This is a genomic window from Terribacillus sp. FSL K6-0262, from assembly GCF_037977385.1.
GTDB lineage: Bacteria > Bacillota > Bacilli > Bacillales > Amphibacillaceae > Terribacillus.
In genome coordinates this window covers 2,401,958-2,419,575 of record NZ_CP150277.1, presented here as the reverse complement: position 1 = coordinate 2,419,575, position 17,618 = coordinate 2,401,958, and the positions used below count along the sequence as shown (strand labels likewise).

Genomic DNA, 17,618 nt, shown 5'->3' with positions numbered 1-17,618 from the left:
TTAATTCCTCGCGATAGAATGTTTTATTATTCGGGTTTGATATAAATTGATTAAGTAACTCAGACCGTATTTATGTCTAAAAGGTATGAGCAATTCCATAGCTATCTTACTGATAGAGCCTACATTCTTAGGAGAATTAATAATCTCTAAAAATGTACGATTTGATTCTTTAGTCAATTCAAAGTTTCTTACTAATTTTTCATCATACGATTTACTTTTATTTACTTTTCTAATATAGTTGGCCGTTAAGTATTGATTCAATGCTCTCGAGTTTCCTATGCTATTTTGTCTTACTCGATATCTCAATAAATTGTTTTCAGTATTAATTAATTTAAATTTCTTATTTCTGGCCCTTAATAATAAGTCATAATCTTGGGAACACTTGTAGTTGAAATATCCACCTAACTCTAAAAAGAGTATTTTCCGTGCAAGCCAAGTTGGATGTGCTAAACAATTAGTATAAGGAAGCAAAATATTTATTTTTTTTGGATCTGTAGGATAATTTGTAATTCCTAATTCGTTATCCTCTTCGTCTATTAATATACAATTAGATCCTATTATATCAGCTTTATTATCTTTCAAAGATTTTAATTGTATTGATATTCTTTCTCTTTCTGCGATGTCATCTGCATCCATCCTTGCAATATAATCAAATTTGGCTTGCTTTATAGCAAAATTCAAACTTCTTGCAAGACCGATATTTTTTTTGTTTTTGAACAATTTTATTTTTTTATTGTTGTGTACTAAACTTTGAACTTTGTTAAAGAGTGAATTATATTCTGGATTGTCATAGACTAAAATTAACTCAAGATTGTTATGTGTTTGGTTAATTATTGAATTAATACTTTGTTCAATCCATTCAATCTTCTCATTATAAAATGTCATTATAACTGAAACACCTTCATTCAAATAACTCACCTCGCTATCAAATTCTTTCTATTTCGCGTATCACTGCTTGTTTTTTTTCAATATATAGACAATTTTCCGGAACATCTTTGGTGACAAGAGATCCTGCTGCTATAACAGAACCATCTCCTATTTTAACTCCTTTAAGAATAACTACATTTGAACCTATCCAAACATTGTTTCCAATAATCACAGGCATCGTCCTGTAGCCACTAACATTTATCTTCTTAATCTTTCTAAACTCATGATCTTGATCATAAATTTTGACGTTTTCTCCAAGTGAAGTGTCACTACCAATACTGATACGCTCTAATGAACTTACCGAAACGCCATTGTTAAAAAATACATTTTTACCAATATTTATATCTCCATTCTGAGACACAAAATAAACGTTATTTCTACAAACAAAATCACCTTCAAAATTAATATTGGAATTTTTTCCCATAATATCCACAACAAAATTTTTTCCTATAATGAATTTACCTTTAAAACTAATTCTCTTTCCAAAAATGAACTTATAATATGCTTTAATGAGTTGAGATCTAATTCTCTTAAAAATCTTCAAAAAAGTCAAAATCGTCACATCCTTTTAACACTTGAAATTAAGGATTTATTGTGAATTAGTGAATTCCTACCAGTAATAATTCCAATTACAACTAATAAAACAAATAAAGTCAAAGGAATCTTAATTAGGAAATCAAAGAAATAAGCATACCACCTTACAAATAAAACCAATGAATATATTGCCATTATAGTTAGAGGAGAGACATGTCTAGCTAAGTAAGCAATTCTAAACATATAGTTTATTAAAATACAACAAATTATAACTCCACTGATTCCTAACCAAAAATACCATTGTGAATATATAAATCCACCACCTAAAGTAACCGTAATTTCCTGTATATATCTTGCTACATTTGGATGAAAAGATTCAAAACTTCCTAAGGGAAAGAATTGACTAATTATCATATCAACAAATGAATTTAATCTCATACTATTATCTACAATTAAATCCTTTATAACGCCCACCATTGCCATTGATGACTGAGTGACGTCACCTTCATTACCCAATATTAAAGTAGGAGGATTCGATCTATTAAAAAAAAATTTACTAGAAGACCAACTTACATCTCCGCCAGTTCTAATAATTGATATAAACTCAAGAAAAATATTCAATAAAATTGAACCTATTATTATGAATAATGACCGTATCCTTTTTTCATAGTAGAAAATAAATAGAAGAACTAATGCTTCAACTAATTCTATCCTGCCAGATGTCATCAGTGTTTTTATACCTACACTAATAAGCATGATATGTACAACTATCTTGTTTGTTAAATTGTTCTTTGAGTAAATTCTATAGATAAATATAAAGATGAAAATATATTCAAAAGTTAACGATAACGGTAAACTTGTTTGCTTTCCAGAATTATTCAAAGTAATCATCACTAGAAAACCTACAAACCCAAAAAAGCTGACAAGACTATCGTTTTTATTCTCACTATATTCATTTATTTTGTCCTGTAGAAATCTATTTCTATACAGTTCTTTACTGTTAACAAATATAAACCATATTAGAAAAAACATTCCTATACTACATTGAATTACAATATCTAACAATAACGAATTATCATTATAGAAAGGTATACCTGATATTTTTGTGGGATAATAGTATGCTGGAATGGTTAATACATAGCTGTAGTTCAGCATGAACAAAGATATAATTAATAGTATTGGGATTTTACGGGATATAATTATGACTATTATATTTAATATTAATAGTACTAGAGAGAATATCTTTAAATTGCTTATTGCGTCTTGATTAGTGTTATATACAGCATATACTGTTAACCAATAAACAATTGCAAACAATAGAAAATATATATTTTTTACTTTGATAGAACTAAAATTCCCCACTTATCTGTCTACCTCTTTATTTTAAAATTTTGTTCCACTTTTCTAAAATACTCTCTTCAGAGAATTTCTCTTTTACTTGGATAATAGCATTATTACCCATAGTTACTCTTTTATCTAAATTCTGAATTAAATCACCTAGTTTTTCAACGAATTTTTCCCTATCATTATTTTTCACCAGATAGCCATTGAAGTTATCCTTAACAATTTCTTTTATACCATCTGAACATTCATAGCTGACTATAGGCACGCCACTAGATGCTGCCTCTATTAATGCCATTGGCAACCCTTCATATTTCGATGTAAGTATCATAATATCAGTTTTTGATAAAACTTCTTCAACATCTGTTGTAGTTCCCTTCAGCTTTATTCTATCTTCAAGATTATGATCTTTTATAAATTTATACACGCTTGCTTGATCTGGCCCACTCCCGTATATATTGTAGATCCAATCATTGAACAAATTCTTATCTATAAGTTTCTTGATAATATCTAGTGATTGATCAAGCTGTTTCTGATTATTATCTATTCGACCTAAGTAAGTTATCGTACGATTATGATGATTCGTTCTAACTTCAGGAGAAATATTACTTATATTATAAACATAGTCTGCATTTCCAGGATTATCAAATTCATTTTTATACTTTTGTAGATCTTCACTTGACAGAAAGATTATGTTATCAATTTCTTTATAGTTCTTATCTAATAATTTCTTGGTAACTAAACCTGTTCTGTAAAATTCGTAACTGTTATGTACCATTAATATCTTTTTATATGTCGTCCTATAAAAAGGAATTTGCTTAATATCTGTGTATAGCACATAGTTCGGTTCCAATAATTTAATTATATTTTCAACCTTTTTCTTACTGAACGAGTCCTTTAACCTATAAAAAATCAAAGGCTTTTTTAAATATATTGTATTTGGGAAAACAAAACTGACCTTAATATTTTTATGGAGATTGTAAGTGTTTTGCTCTGTATTTATTTTATTGTATAAACTAATTATATGTACCTGATAATTATTTATAGCTAATAAATTAGCCAAATCAATAGTCGCCTTTTCAGTCCCACCCAATTTATTTATACAATTGAGTACAAAACTAACTTTGATCATTTGTATCCTCCAGACACTTTCCACTTTTCTTTCATTTTAGATGAAACGTAATTTTCTAACTTATCTCTAAAGTTCTCTGGCGAAAATCTTTCTGCATTACTCCTACAATTAGAAGATAAGATTATTGAATAATTCTTTTCAAAGGTGCTTACAGCTTTTTGTATGTCTTCTATAGTCTGTTTTCTGAAAAACACACCTGTTGGTTTATCACTATCAATATCATGTACTGTCTCTAGTAAGCCCCCTTTGCCATATGCTATAACTGGGGTACCACATGCTTGTGCCTCCACAGGGGTTATTCCAAAGTCCTCTTCAGCAGCGAATACAAATGCTTTGGCTTTTTGCATATGTTCTTTCAAGACTTTGAAAGATTGATATCCTAATAATGTAACATTCGGTCCAGCTTTAGCTTGAATCTTTTTAAAATCAGGCCCTGTACCTATTACTATCAATTTTTTGGTTGGCATCTCATTGAATGCATCCACTATTAAGTCAATTTTTTTATAAGGAACCATTCTTGAAGCAGTAAGATAAAAGTCTTCTCGTTTTATCGAAATATCATTATTAAAACTGTTAATCTCAACTGGAGGATAGATGGTATAGCTTTCCCTCCTGTAAACTTTCCAGATTCTTTTCCCTATAAAATCTGAGTTTGATAAAAAATAATCTACTCCATTAGATGTTCTATAATCCCAATCTCTTATTTTTTTAAGCATCCTCTTAACTATTAAACTCTTAAAACCTTTATTTAAATTTGCTTCTTTTAAGTATTGATACTGTAAATCCCAAGCATATCTAATTGGACTATGAACGTATGAAATGTGCAATTGATCAGGGCCTGTGATAACTCCTTTAGCTACTGCGTGAGAACTTGAAATAATTAAGTCATATCCCGAAAGATCTAATTGCTCAATTGCAAATGGCATTAAAGATAGATAATTTCTATATTTAGTTTTTGAAAGAGGGAGATTTTGTATGAATGTTGTATTTGCTTTTTTACCAAAAATCTTCTTCCTATCTTCTTCATTAAAATGGTCCACAAGAGAAAACAAGTCAGCTTCAGGGTACAATCTTAATATTTCAGTTAAAACTTTTTCCGCTCCTGCATATGTAACTAGCCAATCATGCACAATAGCAACTCTCATCTTATATCTCCCTGTATCTCTTTTATTTTTCTCATTAAATGAGAAGCAGTTTCTTTCCAATTATATTTCTCGTTTACAAAATTCATTAACTCAGTTCTACTAATCTGATTATTCTTATTAATATTGCTAAGAGCTTGCTCAAGTGAATTTATACTATCACCATCAAAATATCTTGCTTTGTCTTCTAATATCTCAGGTATAGAAGCACTTTTGTTAGCTATTACCTGGCACCCTAATCTCATTGCTTCAATCGGTGGTAAACCAAACCCCTCATACTTAGATGGAAATATAAATAACCTAGCATTCCTGTATAAAGCATGGAGTTCATCATCACTAACATACCCCAAATATCTTATACTTTTTGTCTCTATATTATTGTTTCTAAAAACCGTTGAGTTATTAGAACCTACAAAGACAAATTCTTCCTCCCAATTATTAGAAGTTTCAGCTAACATGCGTGAAATTATCGAAAAATTTTTATTTGGATTGGCACTACTAACTGCAAGAAAATACTTTCTTTCAACCAATTTAAAACTCTTAAGAATCTCCAGGTCTTTTCGTTTGTTGTAATCAAGAGAAAAATGGTTAACGCCTAAGTACGAGACTGATATCTTATTATGTACATTTGGATAATAATTCAAGATTCTCTCTTTAGAGAAATTAGAAACCGTAATTATTTTTCTTGCATTTCGTGTAATTTTTTTAAATAAAAGCTTGTAAACTAATACAAACTTTTTTGAAAATCCTTCTGGTGCATCTTGAATTGCCATATCATGTATATATACAATCTGATTTTTCTTAAAAACAGGTGCAGTGTTACAGAAATTAACGAGGGTTTCTTTTTTCACATACAAAGGTAAATCAATTTGTTCCCAAATATGCCCCTTATTCTTACCAATTTGTTTTACAATAATATTATTAAGTTCAATGGTGATAATACTACCTTTTGGAACAAGAAGTGTTATATTGTACTCCCTATACTTATCTAACAGCAAATCTATTTGTTTTATTGTTTCTATTGCTACTCTTTGTACACCTGTTGTCTTTTGTGTAAGGAATCTTCCGTTTATATATATTTTTCCCAACTTATTTCTCCTTATTTAAAAAGCATTTTTAGAACCGAACAAGACAAATAAAGTTTGAAATATTAATTTGATATCTAGCAAAAGATTCCTATTATTTATATACTGTAAATCTAACTCTACTTGTTCTTCAAATCCGAGGTTACTTCTACCTTTAACTTGCCAGTAACATGTCAAACCCGGTTTTACTTTTAATCTTTGAATATGATTCGAATTATACTGTTTTACTTCCCTTTCCAATGCAGGACGTGGTCCCACTAAACTCATATCACCTTTTAAGACATTTAACAACTGTGGTAGTTCATCGATGCTTGTTTTTCTTATAAACTTTCCAATTCTCGTTATACGCGGATCTTCTTTTATTTTAAAAAGTGGACCGCTTGCTTCATTTTTATCTAATAAATCTTCCAACATATTCTCAGCATTAGATACCATAGAGCGGAATTTGTACATATAGAATTTTTTTCCGTTTTGTCCAATCCTAATTTGTTTAAATAGGATTGCTCCTTTACTGTCTTCAATCTTAATAATGATTGCTATAATAATACACAATGGTAAAAGTAATACAATACCAACTATAGACAAAATAATGTCCAATAATCTTTTTGTTATAAGATATGTTAAATTGTCTTTCTCGTTTAATAAAATTGTACCAGTTTCGGTAGTTTTAAGAATCTGTTGCTTAGATTCTCCCATTAGTTAACCCCCTTTACACTAGAAGATACCTAAAAATTTTTTCCTGATAATTTTATTGGGTATATCGCCAATTACAGTTTCTCCATTGACCAATTGCTCAGCGTTATTAAGAAAAGTGTATACTATATCCGCACCGTAAAATTCCTCTAGTTCTTCCATAGCTTCTCTCATAACAAACCCCCTATTTTGGAGATTATGAGCGTCAGAGGCAATGAAGTGCGATAAGTTCGCACTAATAATCTCATGACTGAAATTTCGAATTTTCTTTCCAAACTTTCCCACTAAACTCGCCGCTGTCACTTGAGTTAGTACACCACTTTTGACTAATTCATAAAGTTTATCCGGTTTTGAGATTAGTTCACTATTCCGCTCAGGATGGACAATTACTGGCGTAAACCCTTCTACTTGTAAATTATTAAGTAATCTATTCGTATATTTAGGAACAGTTGAAGTGGGGAGTTCAACAAGTATGTAAGGAGTTTTAATATTTACAGGTAAAATCTCCTCAACTTGCAATCCATCAATCAAATCACCATAGATTCTCACTTCTTGGCCAGGAAGAATTTTCACTTGTATATTCTCCTGCTGTAGCACATGATTTAGTTCATCAACTTTAGTCAAGATGTCCGTTCTATGATTATTAAAATGATTATTACGGTGATGTGGCGTAGCTACTATGGTATGGATGCCTTGCTCAGATGCCGCTCTCGCCATCTCAATACTGTCTTCCAACGTCCGAGCCCCATCGTCAACCCCCGGAAGTATATGACAATGAATATCTATCACACTATCCTCACCTTTCTGTTTCCATTAAACAGGAAATGCCGATGACCTTTTTCCTATTAATTCCCCGAAAATATATCCTCGTTAAAACGAGGATATATCCCATTGAGTTAGCTTCCATAGTAGTAATACGTAGTTGATTTCTTCTGCGGAACGTCATTCAGTACAATACCGAGAAGCTTTGCGTTAGCTGGCTCCAAAAGATCCTTCGCCTTCTGAATGGCTTCGTATTCCGTCTGTTCGCTTCTTGCTACAATGATGGAACCATCGCATATATTTGCTAGGATCTGTGCATCTGTAACAGCCAGTACTGGCGGTGTATCAAAGATGACGACATCATAGGTTTCCTGGGCATTCTGAAGCATTTGTTTCATCGCATTGGATCCTAACAATTCGGATGGATTCGGGGGGATCGGGCCGCAAGTAAGTATTTGTAAATTGGGCACATCGGTTTCTTTAATCGTTTCTTCGAGAGTTTTTTCCCCGACAAGTACCGTACTTAGACCGGTTCGATTATCTAGCTTGAAAGTGTAATGTACTGTAGGTTTTCTAAGGTCCCCATCTATCAGAAGAACGCGTTTGCCCTGCTGAGCAAATACAACACCCAGATTGGCTGTAGTGGATGATTTACCTTCTGATGGACCGGAAGAAGTCACTAACAAAGAGCGCATCTCCTGATCCACGGAAGCAAATTCAATATTCGTTCGGATGGTGCGGTACTGCTCAGAAATAGGTGATTTTGGATTGAACTTTGTTATGAGAGATCGGACATTCGTCTTAAACTGTTTTTTTCTTTTGGCCACTGTACTCTCTCCTGACTTGTCTGCTATTTGTTTCGGATGCATAGTGCTTATTGGTTTTCATATCGTCTTCCGTCATATGGCTGATGACGCCTATGACCGGAACGCCGATCCGCTTCTCGATATCCGCTTCTGTTTTAACCGTGTTATCCAGATATTCCAATAGGAATGCCAGACCGATCCCGACCATTGCTCCCAATACAAGTGCAATTGCTGTATTCAAGAGGATATTCGGGCTTGCTGGTGATGGGTCTTCCACTGTTTCCGCCAGGGATAGTGGTTTTACGTTTTCTAGATTCATCAATTCAGGAATTTCATTCTGGAAAACTGTGACAGTAGTATTTGCCAGCTCAGCTGCTTCTGCTTGATCCGTATCCGTAGCAGTGACTGTGATGATTTGTGTATCGGCTTCCGAAGTGACTTCCAATTTCTCTGCCAACTCGCTTGAAGATAAGGAGAGATTCATTTCCTTCGCTACCTCATCCAAGATGACAGGACTGGTCATGACGATTTTATATGTATTGATCAAACTGATATTCGACTGAATCGCATTATTCAATGCGGAAACATCCACATTTTCTTCTTGATTCACCACAATGGATGAACTCGCTTTATATGTAGGGGTGATCAGAAAATAACTGACCAGCAATGCAATTGCGGCGAATGCAATGATCAATGATAAAATCATTAACATCCGTTTTCTTAATACTGCAAAAATTTCCTTTAAAGAGATTGTCTCTTCCATTCATGTCCCTCCGATGAATAATGCTAAAGTGATGAGTACAAAGACAAATAAAAACACTAACTTTTGCTAACTTTTTGAAAGAAATGAGTACTTTTTTATTATATCGGGTTTCCCAAGCCTTGCAATGACAGATTTTGTCGAAAGGATGTAAGCGCTACATATTTCTGTTGATTTTTCTTGTTTTACCCGTATAATGTATTAGTTCCTTTTTAATGGTTTTATTTCAAAAACATAGAAGAGTATACCACAATTTTCCCATTCAGGGGCATGTAATTACAAAAAAATATACAAAAAAACGAGTCTATCAGATTAGACTCGTTTTTTTGTATTAGTTATTTTCTGCTACGACATATTTATTCAAATAATCCTGCAGCTGATCCTTGAGATCCGGGCGATCCAGGGCGAATTCGATCGTCGCTTTGATGAATCCGAATTTATCCCCGACATCATAGCGATCCCCAGTGAATTCACAAGCGTAGACAGCTTGTTTCTTATTCAGCTCTTTGATGGCATCGGTAAGCTGGATTTCCCCGCCTGCACCAGGAGGAAGAGTTTCCAGGATATCGAATATTTCCGGGGTCAATACGTAGCGGCCCATGATAGCGTAGTTGGAAGGTGCTTCTTCCTTCTTCGGCTTCTCGACGAGGTCGCTTACTTGCATCAAGTTTGGTTCGCTTGTGGAACCTTGTGGTGCAACGACGCCGTATTTGGATACTTCGGAATCTGGCACTTGCTGTACGCCTACGACGGAACCGCGGTATTTTTCGAAGGCTTCCGTCAATTGTTTCAATGCCGGTGTGCCCTCCGTTTTTACGATGTCATCGCCTAGCAAGACTGCGAAAGGCTCGTTGCCGATGAATTTCTTGGCAGTGGAAATGGCGTGGCCAAGTCCTTTTGCTTCTTTTTGGCGGATATAGTGGATGTCGGCAAGATTGGTGATGTCCTGGATTTCCTCGAGCATCTTCATCTTGTCTTTTTTGATCAGCTGATCTTCGAGCTCGTAGGATTTGTCGAAGTGGTCTTCGATCGCGCGTTTACCCCGTCCGCTGACGATGATGATGTCCTCGATGCCGGATTTCACCGCTTCTTCGACAATGTACTGGATTGTCGGTTTGTCGACGATTGGCAGCATTTCCTTCGGCTGTGCTTTCGTTGCTGGCAGGAAGCGTGTTCCAAGACCTGCAGCTGGAATGATGGCCTTTTTGATTTTCATACGTTCTGCACCTCTTTATGTAATATATGTAGAATGCGCATTGAGTGTTTCATACGAATTATACTTCCCCCCATCTAAAAGATAAAACATTATCCGAGGGGACAAATGACAACTCGTACAAAAGTCCTTATCCGCTTACTGAAACTGTAAAAATAGTAACATACTATCTGGAAACCCTCAATAACATCCATTCTACATTTCCTTACAATATACGACCCTAATATTACAGTTACATTACAATGACGTAAATTCTGGTAATCTATGTGCCAAAATATGCTATAGTATGATTAATTTCTATGGATTATGAAAATAAAGGAGAAAGTTACTAGAATGAAAAAGACGATTGTTACCCTTGCTGCAACTGCGGTAATTGCTAGTTCATATGCCACAACTGTTGACGCTGCTTCGTATAAGGTACAGAAGGGCGACTCGCTCTGGAAGATCGCAAACAAATATGACATGTCCGTTTCTGAATTAAAGAAAATCAATAATCTGAAAAACGATTTGATTTTCCCTAACCAAGTTTTGCAGACTTCTGGTTCTTCCAGCTCGTCTAACTCTGGTTCCAAGTCATCTTCTGGCAGTGCATCTACATATACTGTTAAATCCGGTGATACGCTGAGCGGTATTGCGGCCAAGCATAACGTTTCTTTGAGCGACTTGAAAAAATGGAATAATATCTCCGGATACTTGATTTATCCTGGTGACAAGCTGAAAGTTTCAGCAGGAGGTTCTTCCTCTTCTTCTAACAGTTCTTCCTCCAATTCCGGAAGTTCATCCAGCAGCTCCGCTTCCACTTACACGGTTAAATCCGGTGATACGCTGAGCGGTATTGCTGCTAAACACAAAGTTTCCGTAAGCAATTTGAGAAAATGGAACAATATCTCCGGTGACTTGATTTATCCTGGGGACAAGCTGAAGGTTTCGGCAAGCGGTTCTTCTTCCAACAGTTCTTCTTCCAATTCCGGAAGCTCATCCAGCAGCAGCCCTTCTTCCACTTACAAAGTGAAGTCCGGTGATTCACTATGGAAGATCGCGAATCAGCACGGTGTTTCCGTTGCGAACCTGAAGAGCTGGAACAACCTGTCTTCCGATGTCATCCGCGTCGGTCAGACATTGAAGATCAATGGGAAAGCAAGTAGCGGTTCCTCTTCTTCAAAGCCTGCGAACAACACACAAGTGGATTCCGCAAGCACTTCCAAGAGCGTGGACAAGCTGATCAGCGTTGCTAAATCCCAGCTTGGCAAACCATATGTATGGGGCGGAGCCACAACTGCTGGTTTCGACTGCAGCGGATTCATCTACTACGCATTCAAGAATGCCGGGTATGATATCTCCCGTACATCTGCGGAAGGTTACTACAACCGTTCTTACCATGTAAACTCACCGCAGCCTGGTGACTTGATCTTCTTCGAAGGTACGTACAAATCTGGCATCTCCCATATGGGTATCTACCTTGGCGGCGGTCAGTTCATCCATGCGGATAACGATGGCGTACGCATCACAAGCACAAGCAACCCTTACTACAGCAAGCATTTCGATAGCTACAAACGTTTCTATTGATCACCAAAGCCTGGGACAGGATCTTCTGTCCCAGGCTTTTTTCTTTTGCTTTCCGGTGAGATGAGCCGGCGAAGGTCTGTCAGCTGGCGGGCGAGTTCTGCCACCAGGAACAGCAGGACAAGGACACCTAGAGAAAAGAAAACCATTTGGAACATGTCGTTCCCTCCTATGTTTGTTACTTGATAGACGAATGGAGGGACAGATTGGTTTCATCTTTTTACCGGATATCCTTCTTCTGTCATATTTCCATCAAGATATAAAAAAAGCCTACACTAACGAATGGTGATCGTCATTGTGTAGGCTTCTTCATTTTGCTCCATCGACATCGATAGTTCTTTTCCTTCCAGGATGATGCGGGGCATATCGTCCAATGTCCGCTTGGCTTTCGGGTTTTCATAAATGAAGGATTGGGGCATGAAGAATAGGCTGTTTTTGCCATCCTTCCCTTTCTCGAGCACAATATCATGCAGATCGGGTATTTCGATCTTATGGCTTCCTATATTTATCTTCGCCACAATCGGTTTGCGGTTGAAAACGAAAAAATATTTATCATTGATGGACGAGCCTCTTTTTGTTCGCTCGACAAAATCCTGCACGCTTAACGTCAATGAAGGGTAAGTCATTTCTTACCACTCCTTTCCTGTCTGGGCAGATGCTGTTACTTATTATGTACCCTCCCAGCTGAAAATCAAACGACTTATCCACAGGCTTTCTGAAACTTTAGCACCAGAGCAAAAGTGCTTTACATCAGGGGGTATGTTACACTAGTTGCTGTGATTTCACTTTTTTTTGACAACAGGAGGAGGACAGATGTATCCTACGAACACGTTACGCGAAAAAGCGTCTTTATTCTTTCACATATTATGGCCTATCCTGGTGACGCAGATCAGCTACAATGCCATGACGGTGCTGGATACGATGATGTCGGGCCGGGCAGGGACGGATGATTTGGCTGGTGTGGCTGTCGGGTCGAGCCTTTGGATGCCCGTTTATACGGGATTGACCGGCATCATGCTGGCCATCACGCCGATGGTCGGGCAGCTGATCGGCAACAACCGCCGCAGCGATGTCGGACGGACAGTCATGCAAGGATTTTATTTGGCAATCTTGATTTCGTTGGTTGTGCTGTTCGTCGGGGCATTTGCACTCCAGCCAGTGCTCGGGATCATGGATTTGAGTGCGGATGTACATACTGTGGCAACGGATTATCTGCATGGACTCGCAATCGGGATCATTCCGCTGTTTGCCAGTGCCGTTTTGCGTAATTTCTTTGATGCCCAGGGCTACACAAGAGTATCGATGACGGTTTTGCTGATGGCCTTGCCCATCAATGCGCTGCTGAATTATCTGCTTATTTTCGGGAACTTCGGCTTCCCCGAGCTAGGCGGGGCAGGGGCTGGCTATGCTACAGCCTTCACCTATTGGTTCATCTTCGGTACCAGTGTATTCCTGACATTCAAGCTGAAGGAAATGCGCACGCATCATTTGTTCGTCCGCTGGTATAAGATTTCCTTCCAGGCTTGGAAGGAACAATTGAAAATCGGCGTGCCGATGGGGCTCAGTACGTTTTTTGAAGCAAGTATCTTCAGTGTCGTCACCTTGCTGATGGGTTCGTTATTCGATACGACAGTCATCGCCGCCCATCAGACAGCGCTGAACTTCACGACATTGATGTTCATGGTGCCGCTCAGCATCTCGATCGGCATGACGATCGTCATCTCCTATGAAGTCGGAGCCCGCCGGATGGACCATGCAAAACAATACGCTATCCTTGGTGTTGGTTCCGCTCTTGTCATCATCGGTATCTTGAGCTTGCTATTGTTCCTTTTCCGGGAACAAATCAGCTACTTCTATACCTCTGATCGCACTGTCGTCCTGCTTGCCATGCAGTTCATGCTGTTTGCGATCATGTACCAGTTTTCCGACGCAGCCCAGGCCTCCCTTCAAGGTGTGCTGCGCGGCTATAAGGATGTGACCATCCCGTTCATCATTGCTTTCATTTCCTATTGGATCGTCGGTCTGCCGAGCGGCTATCTGCTGTCCCGCTTCACGACATTGGAACCATTCGGCTTCTGGGTCGGCATCACACTCGGACTGACCTGTGCTGCGATCGGCTTCTTCTTGCGGCTGCGGTTCATCCAGCGCAAAGAGACACAGCACCTTGCATGAAGCACCATATGGAACGAAAATCACATGTACTGTATACTTTATGTAAAAGTCCATAGGGAGCCTTAAATCGATGAGCAATCGCGAAAATTGGATTGATATTGCAAAAGGATTGAGCATCATCTTGGTTGTGATCGGGCATTCCGGGCACTTGGAAGTAAACCACTTTCTAGCCTGGTTCCGTATGCCCTTTTTCTTTTTTGTAAGCGGACTCATCTTCAAATACGCAGGGGATTTCAACTATAAAGCATGGAGCAGGATACAAATGCAGAAACTGCTCATCCCTTATGCCTCATACGGTATCTTGTTCATTTTATCATTCCTTGTTTTTCATCCATCCATTGACTACCTGTTACACACGTCCATCCAATTCCTTTATGGGGGAAAGATCCTGGAAGGCGCACATCTTGTCTTCTGGTTCATCACCTGCCTATTACTGACTCGGCTGTTCTTCGGATATGTGCTCCGCTATACGCTTGCAATCCAAGTAAGCTGTATTGGAGGCGGCTATGTATTGGCACATCTTTTGGCAGCCTGTTTCCCGGACATGGCCTTCCCCCTTAATATGGATGTCGCGCTTGTAACTGCAGCATATTTTGCAGCAGGTTATTACTGCAAGACATGGATCAAAAAATGGATGGCGGATTGGAAAGTGCTGCTTGTCTGCTTCCTTATTTCCAGTACATTCCTTGCACTGGATTATTTCGGGGTATTTATATTTCAGCTCGACCTGAAGTATAGGATCTTCCACCATATATTTTTGGATCTGATCATCCCCCTATCATTTGTCCTTTTGCTTTTGTCTGTATGCGTCCGGATTGCAAGCCATGGACTGTTTGGCTGGATCAGCAGATTGGGCGTCCGCACTGTCACCATCATGTATCTCCATGTTCCAGTGAATATGTTCATCGCGATGCTATTTGATCTTCGATACGGGGTCATACCGTACACCATCATCGGTATAGGCATCCCTTTACTAATCGGCGTCCTATTCCAAAAGTCTTCCATTCTCTCCTTCCTATTCCTGGCCCGGCTTACAAAATCACAGGCTGTAAGAAAGAAGGAGCCTTTCGTTTCTTAAAATCCATCAGCTTCCGTTTCCAATGGACGGAGGCCTTTTTATGTCTAGCAGATTATAGCTCAGCTTTCCTGAGGAAGTATATCCATGACGGAAAACAGCTTATTAATGTCGCAAAATTCGACCTACTTTCCCAATAAAAATCCGCCAGGAAACATGCTATGCTTGTAATAGGCAAAAACTTACAGACTAGGGAGTGTAACTGATGCGTTCTGACGTCACATTCAACTCAGAAGAGCTAAGGGAACTGCTCAATTTGTGGTATATGAACATCAAATTGAAAAAAGTCCAAGCAGCGGAAAAGCTGAAAGCGGAAGTATCCGAACAGCTCGCGAAAGGGGAAGCGAATGACGACGTCGTCAAGCTGGCACTTCTGATCCATAGCCGCCATCATATTCTCTGCAAGAATCACGCGGAAGCCGAAAAACTCATCAGCCAAGTAGAAGGATTCTCCCCCTACCTCAAAGAAGAACATCTCTATTACCTGCACCTATTCAAAGGCATGTATCTCTATTCGACAAAAGACTATTACAATGCCATCGAAGAATATGGACAAGTCGAATCCTATCTCGGCTATATCCACGATGAAATAGAAAAAGCGGAATTCTTCGATCTGTTTGCTTCTGCGCTTTATTATCTGGATTATACGAATCGATCCGCTATCTACGCGGAGAAGGCGATTTATATCTATCAGCTGTATCCAGCTTATGAGAAGAAGCTGACACGGATGAAGAATCTCATCGCTCTTAATTATATCGATATGGGTGAATATGATTTAGCGGAAGAATACCTGCATTCCGCATTACAGGATACCAATACAAAACAGAATATAATGGTTCAGATGAGTATTTATCATAACCTTGGTTTGCTCTATGAAAATAAAGGTCTTTACTCAGCCGCCAAGCGTTATTTGGAAAAAACGCTGACACATGAGAATTTTGACGATTATATATCCAGTGTATACCTCCTGGCGAAAATTGCATTTGCCGAAGGAAAAAACGAAAAAGGTGCAGAACTTTGCGAGATAGGATTGAAGCGAGTCGGTAAGGAGAATGACCAAGATTACTACTGGCATTTCCAAATACTCTATGCTGCTAACTTTAATCCAAACAGCTACATCTCTACCTTAAAAAGCGCAATAGAGTATTTCAAAGAACATAACCGTATGTATGAATTGCAAAAATACGCTGATGAAATCGCAACATATTACAGTAATGAAAAGAACTTTGAAAAAGCTAATTACTATTACCGATTAGCTTTGGGGTATCAGAATAATATCGTCATGTTCCATTCAAGGAGGTGATAATAATGACAAAGAAACGCATCGCCGCATTTCTAGTACTTGCTGCCCTAGTTAGCTCAGTAGCAGGTTATTCATTCTCTGATCAAGCTGTAAAAGGCTCTTTACCTAATGCTCCTGCGCTTACGGACTTCTAATACCAAAAACAAAGAACCGGCATCCGCCGGTTCTTTTATTTTCCGAATCGATAGTTGGGTGCTCCGACAACATCGGTCTCGTATACGAATATGCCGCCAGCAAGGGGCTGCTTTTCCAAGTCCTCTTCGGTCAGGTTCTGTCTTGCTGTCGTGATATATAATGTCTTCCGTTCCGGGCCGCCGAAGGTGCAGCTTGTCACTTGGGTGACCGGCAGATGGATATCTTCCAGCCGCTCGCCTGTTTCCGGATTCCAGCGCGAGACCTTGGAGCCGCCGTAATGGGCAATCCATAGCTTGCCTTCTTCATCGATCGTCATGCCGTCCGGTTTTCCATCCTGGAATGAAACAGCTGTGCGCGGATTGCTGATTTCCCCCTTCTCTCCGTCGTAATCGAAGCATTGCACCTCGCCTGTCGGTGTATCGATGTAATAAAAATACTTGTGATCCGGGCTCCAGGCAAGCCCATTGGAATTCCCGATGCCATCAATGATGCGGGTCAGCGTCTGATCCAGCTCCATCCGATAAAAAGCCCCTTTATAACCGCTTCCTTTTTCCGGCATCGTTCCTGCCCAAAGTCTGCCGTATGGATCGGCCTTGCCATCGTTGAAGCGGTTGGAGGGTCTGTCAGTCTCCGGGCTATGAAGCAGCACTTTTGCTTTCAGTTCGCTATCCGTTTCATAAATCCCGTTTTCCATTGCCAGGATCATGCCGCCATCCTTCTTGAGTATAGCCGCGCCAACTTTCTGATCGACCGGGATTTCCCGATGCTCCTTCGTCTTCGTATTGTAAGCATGGATGGCCTTGCCGTTGATATCGACCCAATACAGTTCCTCTGTCTCTTCCCGCCAAAAAGGTCCTTCTGCCAGACTTTGCTTCGCATCGATCAATAATGTCGCTTCTGCCACTTTCCTCACTCCTTTTTTATGTATGAACTGCTATAGTTATCATATCACTATATTACCTATTACCTGAATCG

19 protein-coding genes are annotated in these 17,618 nt (G+C 38.5%); 5 read left to right on the top strand and 14 right to left on the bottom strand.

The features are described from left to right. The 11 genes from MHI54_RS12405 to galU all read right to left on the bottom strand — a co-directional run bounded on the left by MHI54_RS12405 (position 1) and on the right by galU (position 10,398). Positions 1-909 (bottom strand): glycosyltransferase, encoded by a 909-nt coding sequence (locus tag MHI54_RS12405; protein ID WP_340081624.1) that lies wholly within the window; start codon positions 907-909, stop codon positions 1-3. A 16-nt stretch (positions 910-925) separates the two neighbouring features. Further along, entirely contained in the window at positions 926-1,480 is a 555-nt protein-coding gene (locus MHI54_RS12400; protein ID WP_340081622.1) for an acyltransferase, read from the bottom strand. A 5-nt stretch (positions 1,481-1,485) separates the two neighbouring features. Further along, positions 1,486-2,823, bottom strand: a complete 1,338-nt coding sequence (locus MHI54_RS12395) for a hypothetical protein (RefSeq protein WP_340081619.1) — start codon at positions 2,821-2,823, stop codon at positions 1,486-1,488. 16 nt (positions 2,824-2,839) lie between these two features. After that, positions 2,840-3,934 carry a glycosyltransferase gene (locus MHI54_RS12390; protein ID WP_340081618.1) on the bottom strand — a complete coding sequence of 365 codons (1,095 nt, stop codon included), beginning with the start codon at positions 3,932-3,934 and terminating at the stop codon, positions 2,840-2,842. After that, positions 3,931-5,079 (bottom strand): glycosyltransferase family 4 protein, encoded by a 1,149-nt coding sequence (locus MHI54_RS12385; RefSeq protein ID WP_340081616.1) that lies wholly within the window; start codon positions 5,077-5,079, stop codon positions 3,931-3,933. Before MHI54_RS12385 ends, MHI54_RS12390 begins: the two co-directional genes overlap by 4 nt. Next, positions 5,076-6,164, bottom strand: coding sequence for a glycosyltransferase family 1 protein (locus MHI54_RS12380; RefSeq protein WP_340081615.1), 1,089 nt, complete (start codon positions 6,162-6,164; stop codon positions 5,076-5,078). The genes MHI54_RS12385 and MHI54_RS12380 overlap by 4 nt, the downstream gene beginning before the upstream one ends. Before the next feature lie 15 nt (positions 6,165-6,179). Continuing rightward, positions 6,180-6,857 (bottom strand): exopolysaccharide biosynthesis polyprenyl glycosylphosphotransferase, encoded by a 678-nt coding sequence (locus tag MHI54_RS12375; RefSeq protein WP_340081613.1) that lies wholly within the window; start codon positions 6,855-6,857, stop codon positions 6,180-6,182. An 18-nt stretch (positions 6,858-6,875) separates the two neighbouring features. After that, positions 6,876-7,643 carry a CpsB/CapC family capsule biosynthesis tyrosine phosphatase gene (locus tag MHI54_RS12370; RefSeq protein ID WP_340081612.1) on the bottom strand — a complete coding sequence of 256 codons (768 nt, stop codon included), beginning with the start codon at positions 7,641-7,643 and terminating at the stop codon, positions 6,876-6,878. A 107-nt stretch (positions 7,644-7,750) separates the two neighbouring features. Next, positions 7,751-8,443: a CpsD/CapB family tyrosine-protein kinase gene (locus MHI54_RS12365; RefSeq protein WP_340081610.1), complete on the bottom strand. Its 693-nt coding sequence runs from the start codon at positions 8,441-8,443 to the stop codon at positions 7,751-7,753. Continuing rightward, a complete protein-coding gene (locus MHI54_RS12360; protein WP_340081608.1) occupies positions 8,418-9,185 on the bottom strand; it encodes a Wzz/FepE/Etk N-terminal domain-containing protein in 768 nt (255 codons plus the stop codon). The genes MHI54_RS12365 and MHI54_RS12360 overlap by 26 nt, the downstream gene beginning before the upstream one ends. A 328-nt stretch (positions 9,186-9,513) precedes the next feature. After that, complete coding sequence (gene galU / locus MHI54_RS12355) at positions 9,514-10,398, bottom strand: UTP--glucose-1-phosphate uridylyltransferase GalU (RefSeq protein ID WP_340081606.1); 885 nt, start codon at positions 10,396-10,398, stop codon at positions 9,514-9,516. 330 nt (positions 10,399-10,728) lie between these two features. Between galU and MHI54_RS12350 the strand changes: the two genes are divergently transcribed. Then, positions 10,729-11,961 (top strand): peptidoglycan endopeptidase, encoded by a 1,233-nt coding sequence (locus tag MHI54_RS12350; protein WP_095214104.1) that lies wholly within the window; start codon positions 10,729-10,731, stop codon positions 11,959-11,961. Here MHI54_RS12350 and MHI54_RS12345 read toward each other — a convergent pair. Next, positions 11,955-12,116, bottom strand: coding sequence for a hypothetical protein (locus MHI54_RS12345; protein WP_158221429.1), 162 nt, complete (start codon positions 12,114-12,116; stop codon positions 11,955-11,957). The two genes, MHI54_RS12350 and MHI54_RS12345, sit on opposite strands and share 7 nt — an antisense overlap. A gap of 117 nt (positions 12,117-12,233) precedes the next feature. Next, positions 12,234-12,584 carry a hypothetical protein gene (locus tag MHI54_RS12340; RefSeq protein ID WP_340081605.1) on the bottom strand — a complete coding sequence of 117 codons (351 nt, stop codon included), beginning with the start codon at positions 12,582-12,584 and terminating at the stop codon, positions 12,234-12,236. A gap of 187 nt (positions 12,585-12,771) precedes the next feature. Here MHI54_RS12340 and MHI54_RS12335 point away from each other — a divergent pair, with 187 nt between their 5' ends. From MHI54_RS12335 to MHI54_RS12320, 4 genes are all read left to right on the top strand, one after another. Further along, positions 12,772-14,130, top strand: coding sequence for an MATE family efflux transporter (locus MHI54_RS12335; RefSeq protein ID WP_340081603.1), 1,359 nt, complete (start codon positions 12,772-12,774; stop codon positions 14,128-14,130). 70 nt (positions 14,131-14,200) lie between these two features. Further along, complete coding sequence (locus tag MHI54_RS12330) at positions 14,201-15,208, top strand: acyltransferase family protein (protein WP_095214107.1); 1,008 nt, start codon at positions 14,201-14,203, stop codon at positions 15,206-15,208. Positions 15,209-15,410: 202 nt separating this feature from the next. Next, the gene (locus MHI54_RS12325; protein ID WP_340081602.1) at positions 15,411-16,508 is read left to right on the top strand and encodes a hypothetical protein; all 1,098 of its coding nucleotides are present in this window, start codon (positions 15,411-15,413) and stop codon (positions 16,506-16,508) included. 5 nt (positions 16,509-16,513) lie between these two features. Further along, entirely contained in the window at positions 16,514-16,642 is a 129-nt protein-coding gene (locus tag MHI54_RS12320; protein WP_340081601.1) for a hypothetical protein, read from the top strand. A gap of 35 nt (positions 16,643-16,677) precedes the next feature. Here the strand turns inward: MHI54_RS12320 and MHI54_RS12315 are convergent, their stop codons facing one another. Beyond that, positions 16,678-17,547, bottom strand: a complete 870-nt coding sequence (locus MHI54_RS12315) for an SMP-30/gluconolactonase/LRE family protein (RefSeq protein ID WP_340081600.1) — start codon at positions 17,545-17,547, stop codon at positions 16,678-16,680. Positions 17,548-17,618 lie beyond the last annotated feature (71 nt).

Bases quoted from the DNA above. Each gene is read 5' to 3' on its own strand.
- MHI54_RS12360 (WP_340081608.1), bottom strand. From the start codon at position 9,185: ATGGAAGAGACAATCTCTTTAAAGGAAATTTTTGCAGTATTAAGAAAA.
- MHI54_RS12335 (WP_340081603.1), top strand. From the start codon at position 12,772: ATGTATCCTACGAACACGTTACGCGAAAAAGCGTCTTTATTCTTTCAC.
- MHI54_RS12385 (WP_340081616.1), bottom strand. From the start codon at position 5,079: ATGAGAGTTGCTATTGTGCATGATTGGCTAGTTACATATGCAGGAGCG.
- MHI54_RS12390 (WP_340081618.1), bottom strand. From the start codon at position 3,934: ATGATCAAAGTTAGTTTTGTACTCAATTGTATAAATAAATTGGGTGGG.
- MHI54_RS12345 (WP_158221429.1), bottom strand. From the start codon at position 12,116: ATGTTCCAAATGGTTTTCTTTTCTCTAGGTGTCCTTGTCCTGCTGTTC.
- MHI54_RS12325 (WP_340081602.1), top strand. From the start codon at position 15,411: ATGCGTTCTGACGTCACATTCAACTCAGAAGAGCTAAGGGAACTGCTC.
- MHI54_RS12340 (WP_340081605.1), bottom strand. From the start codon at position 12,584: ATGACTTACCCTTCATTGACGTTAAGCGTGCAGGATTTTGTCGAGCGA.
- MHI54_RS12330 (WP_095214107.1), top strand. From the start codon at position 14,201: ATGAGCAATCGCGAAAATTGGATTGATATTGCAAAAGGATTGAGCATC.
- MHI54_RS12320 (WP_340081601.1), top strand. From the start codon at position 16,514: ATGACAAAGAAACGCATCGCCGCATTTCTAGTACTTGCTGCCCTAGTT.
- MHI54_RS12375 (WP_340081613.1), bottom strand. From the start codon at position 6,857: ATGGGAGAATCTAAGCAACAGATTCTTAAAACTACCGAAACTGGTACA.
- galU (WP_340081606.1), bottom strand. From the start codon at position 10,398: ATGAAAATCAAAAAGGCCATCATTCCAGCTGCAGGTCTTGGAACACGC.
- MHI54_RS12350 (WP_095214104.1), top strand. From the start codon at position 10,729: ATGAAAAAGACGATTGTTACCCTTGCTGCAACTGCGGTAATTGCTAGT.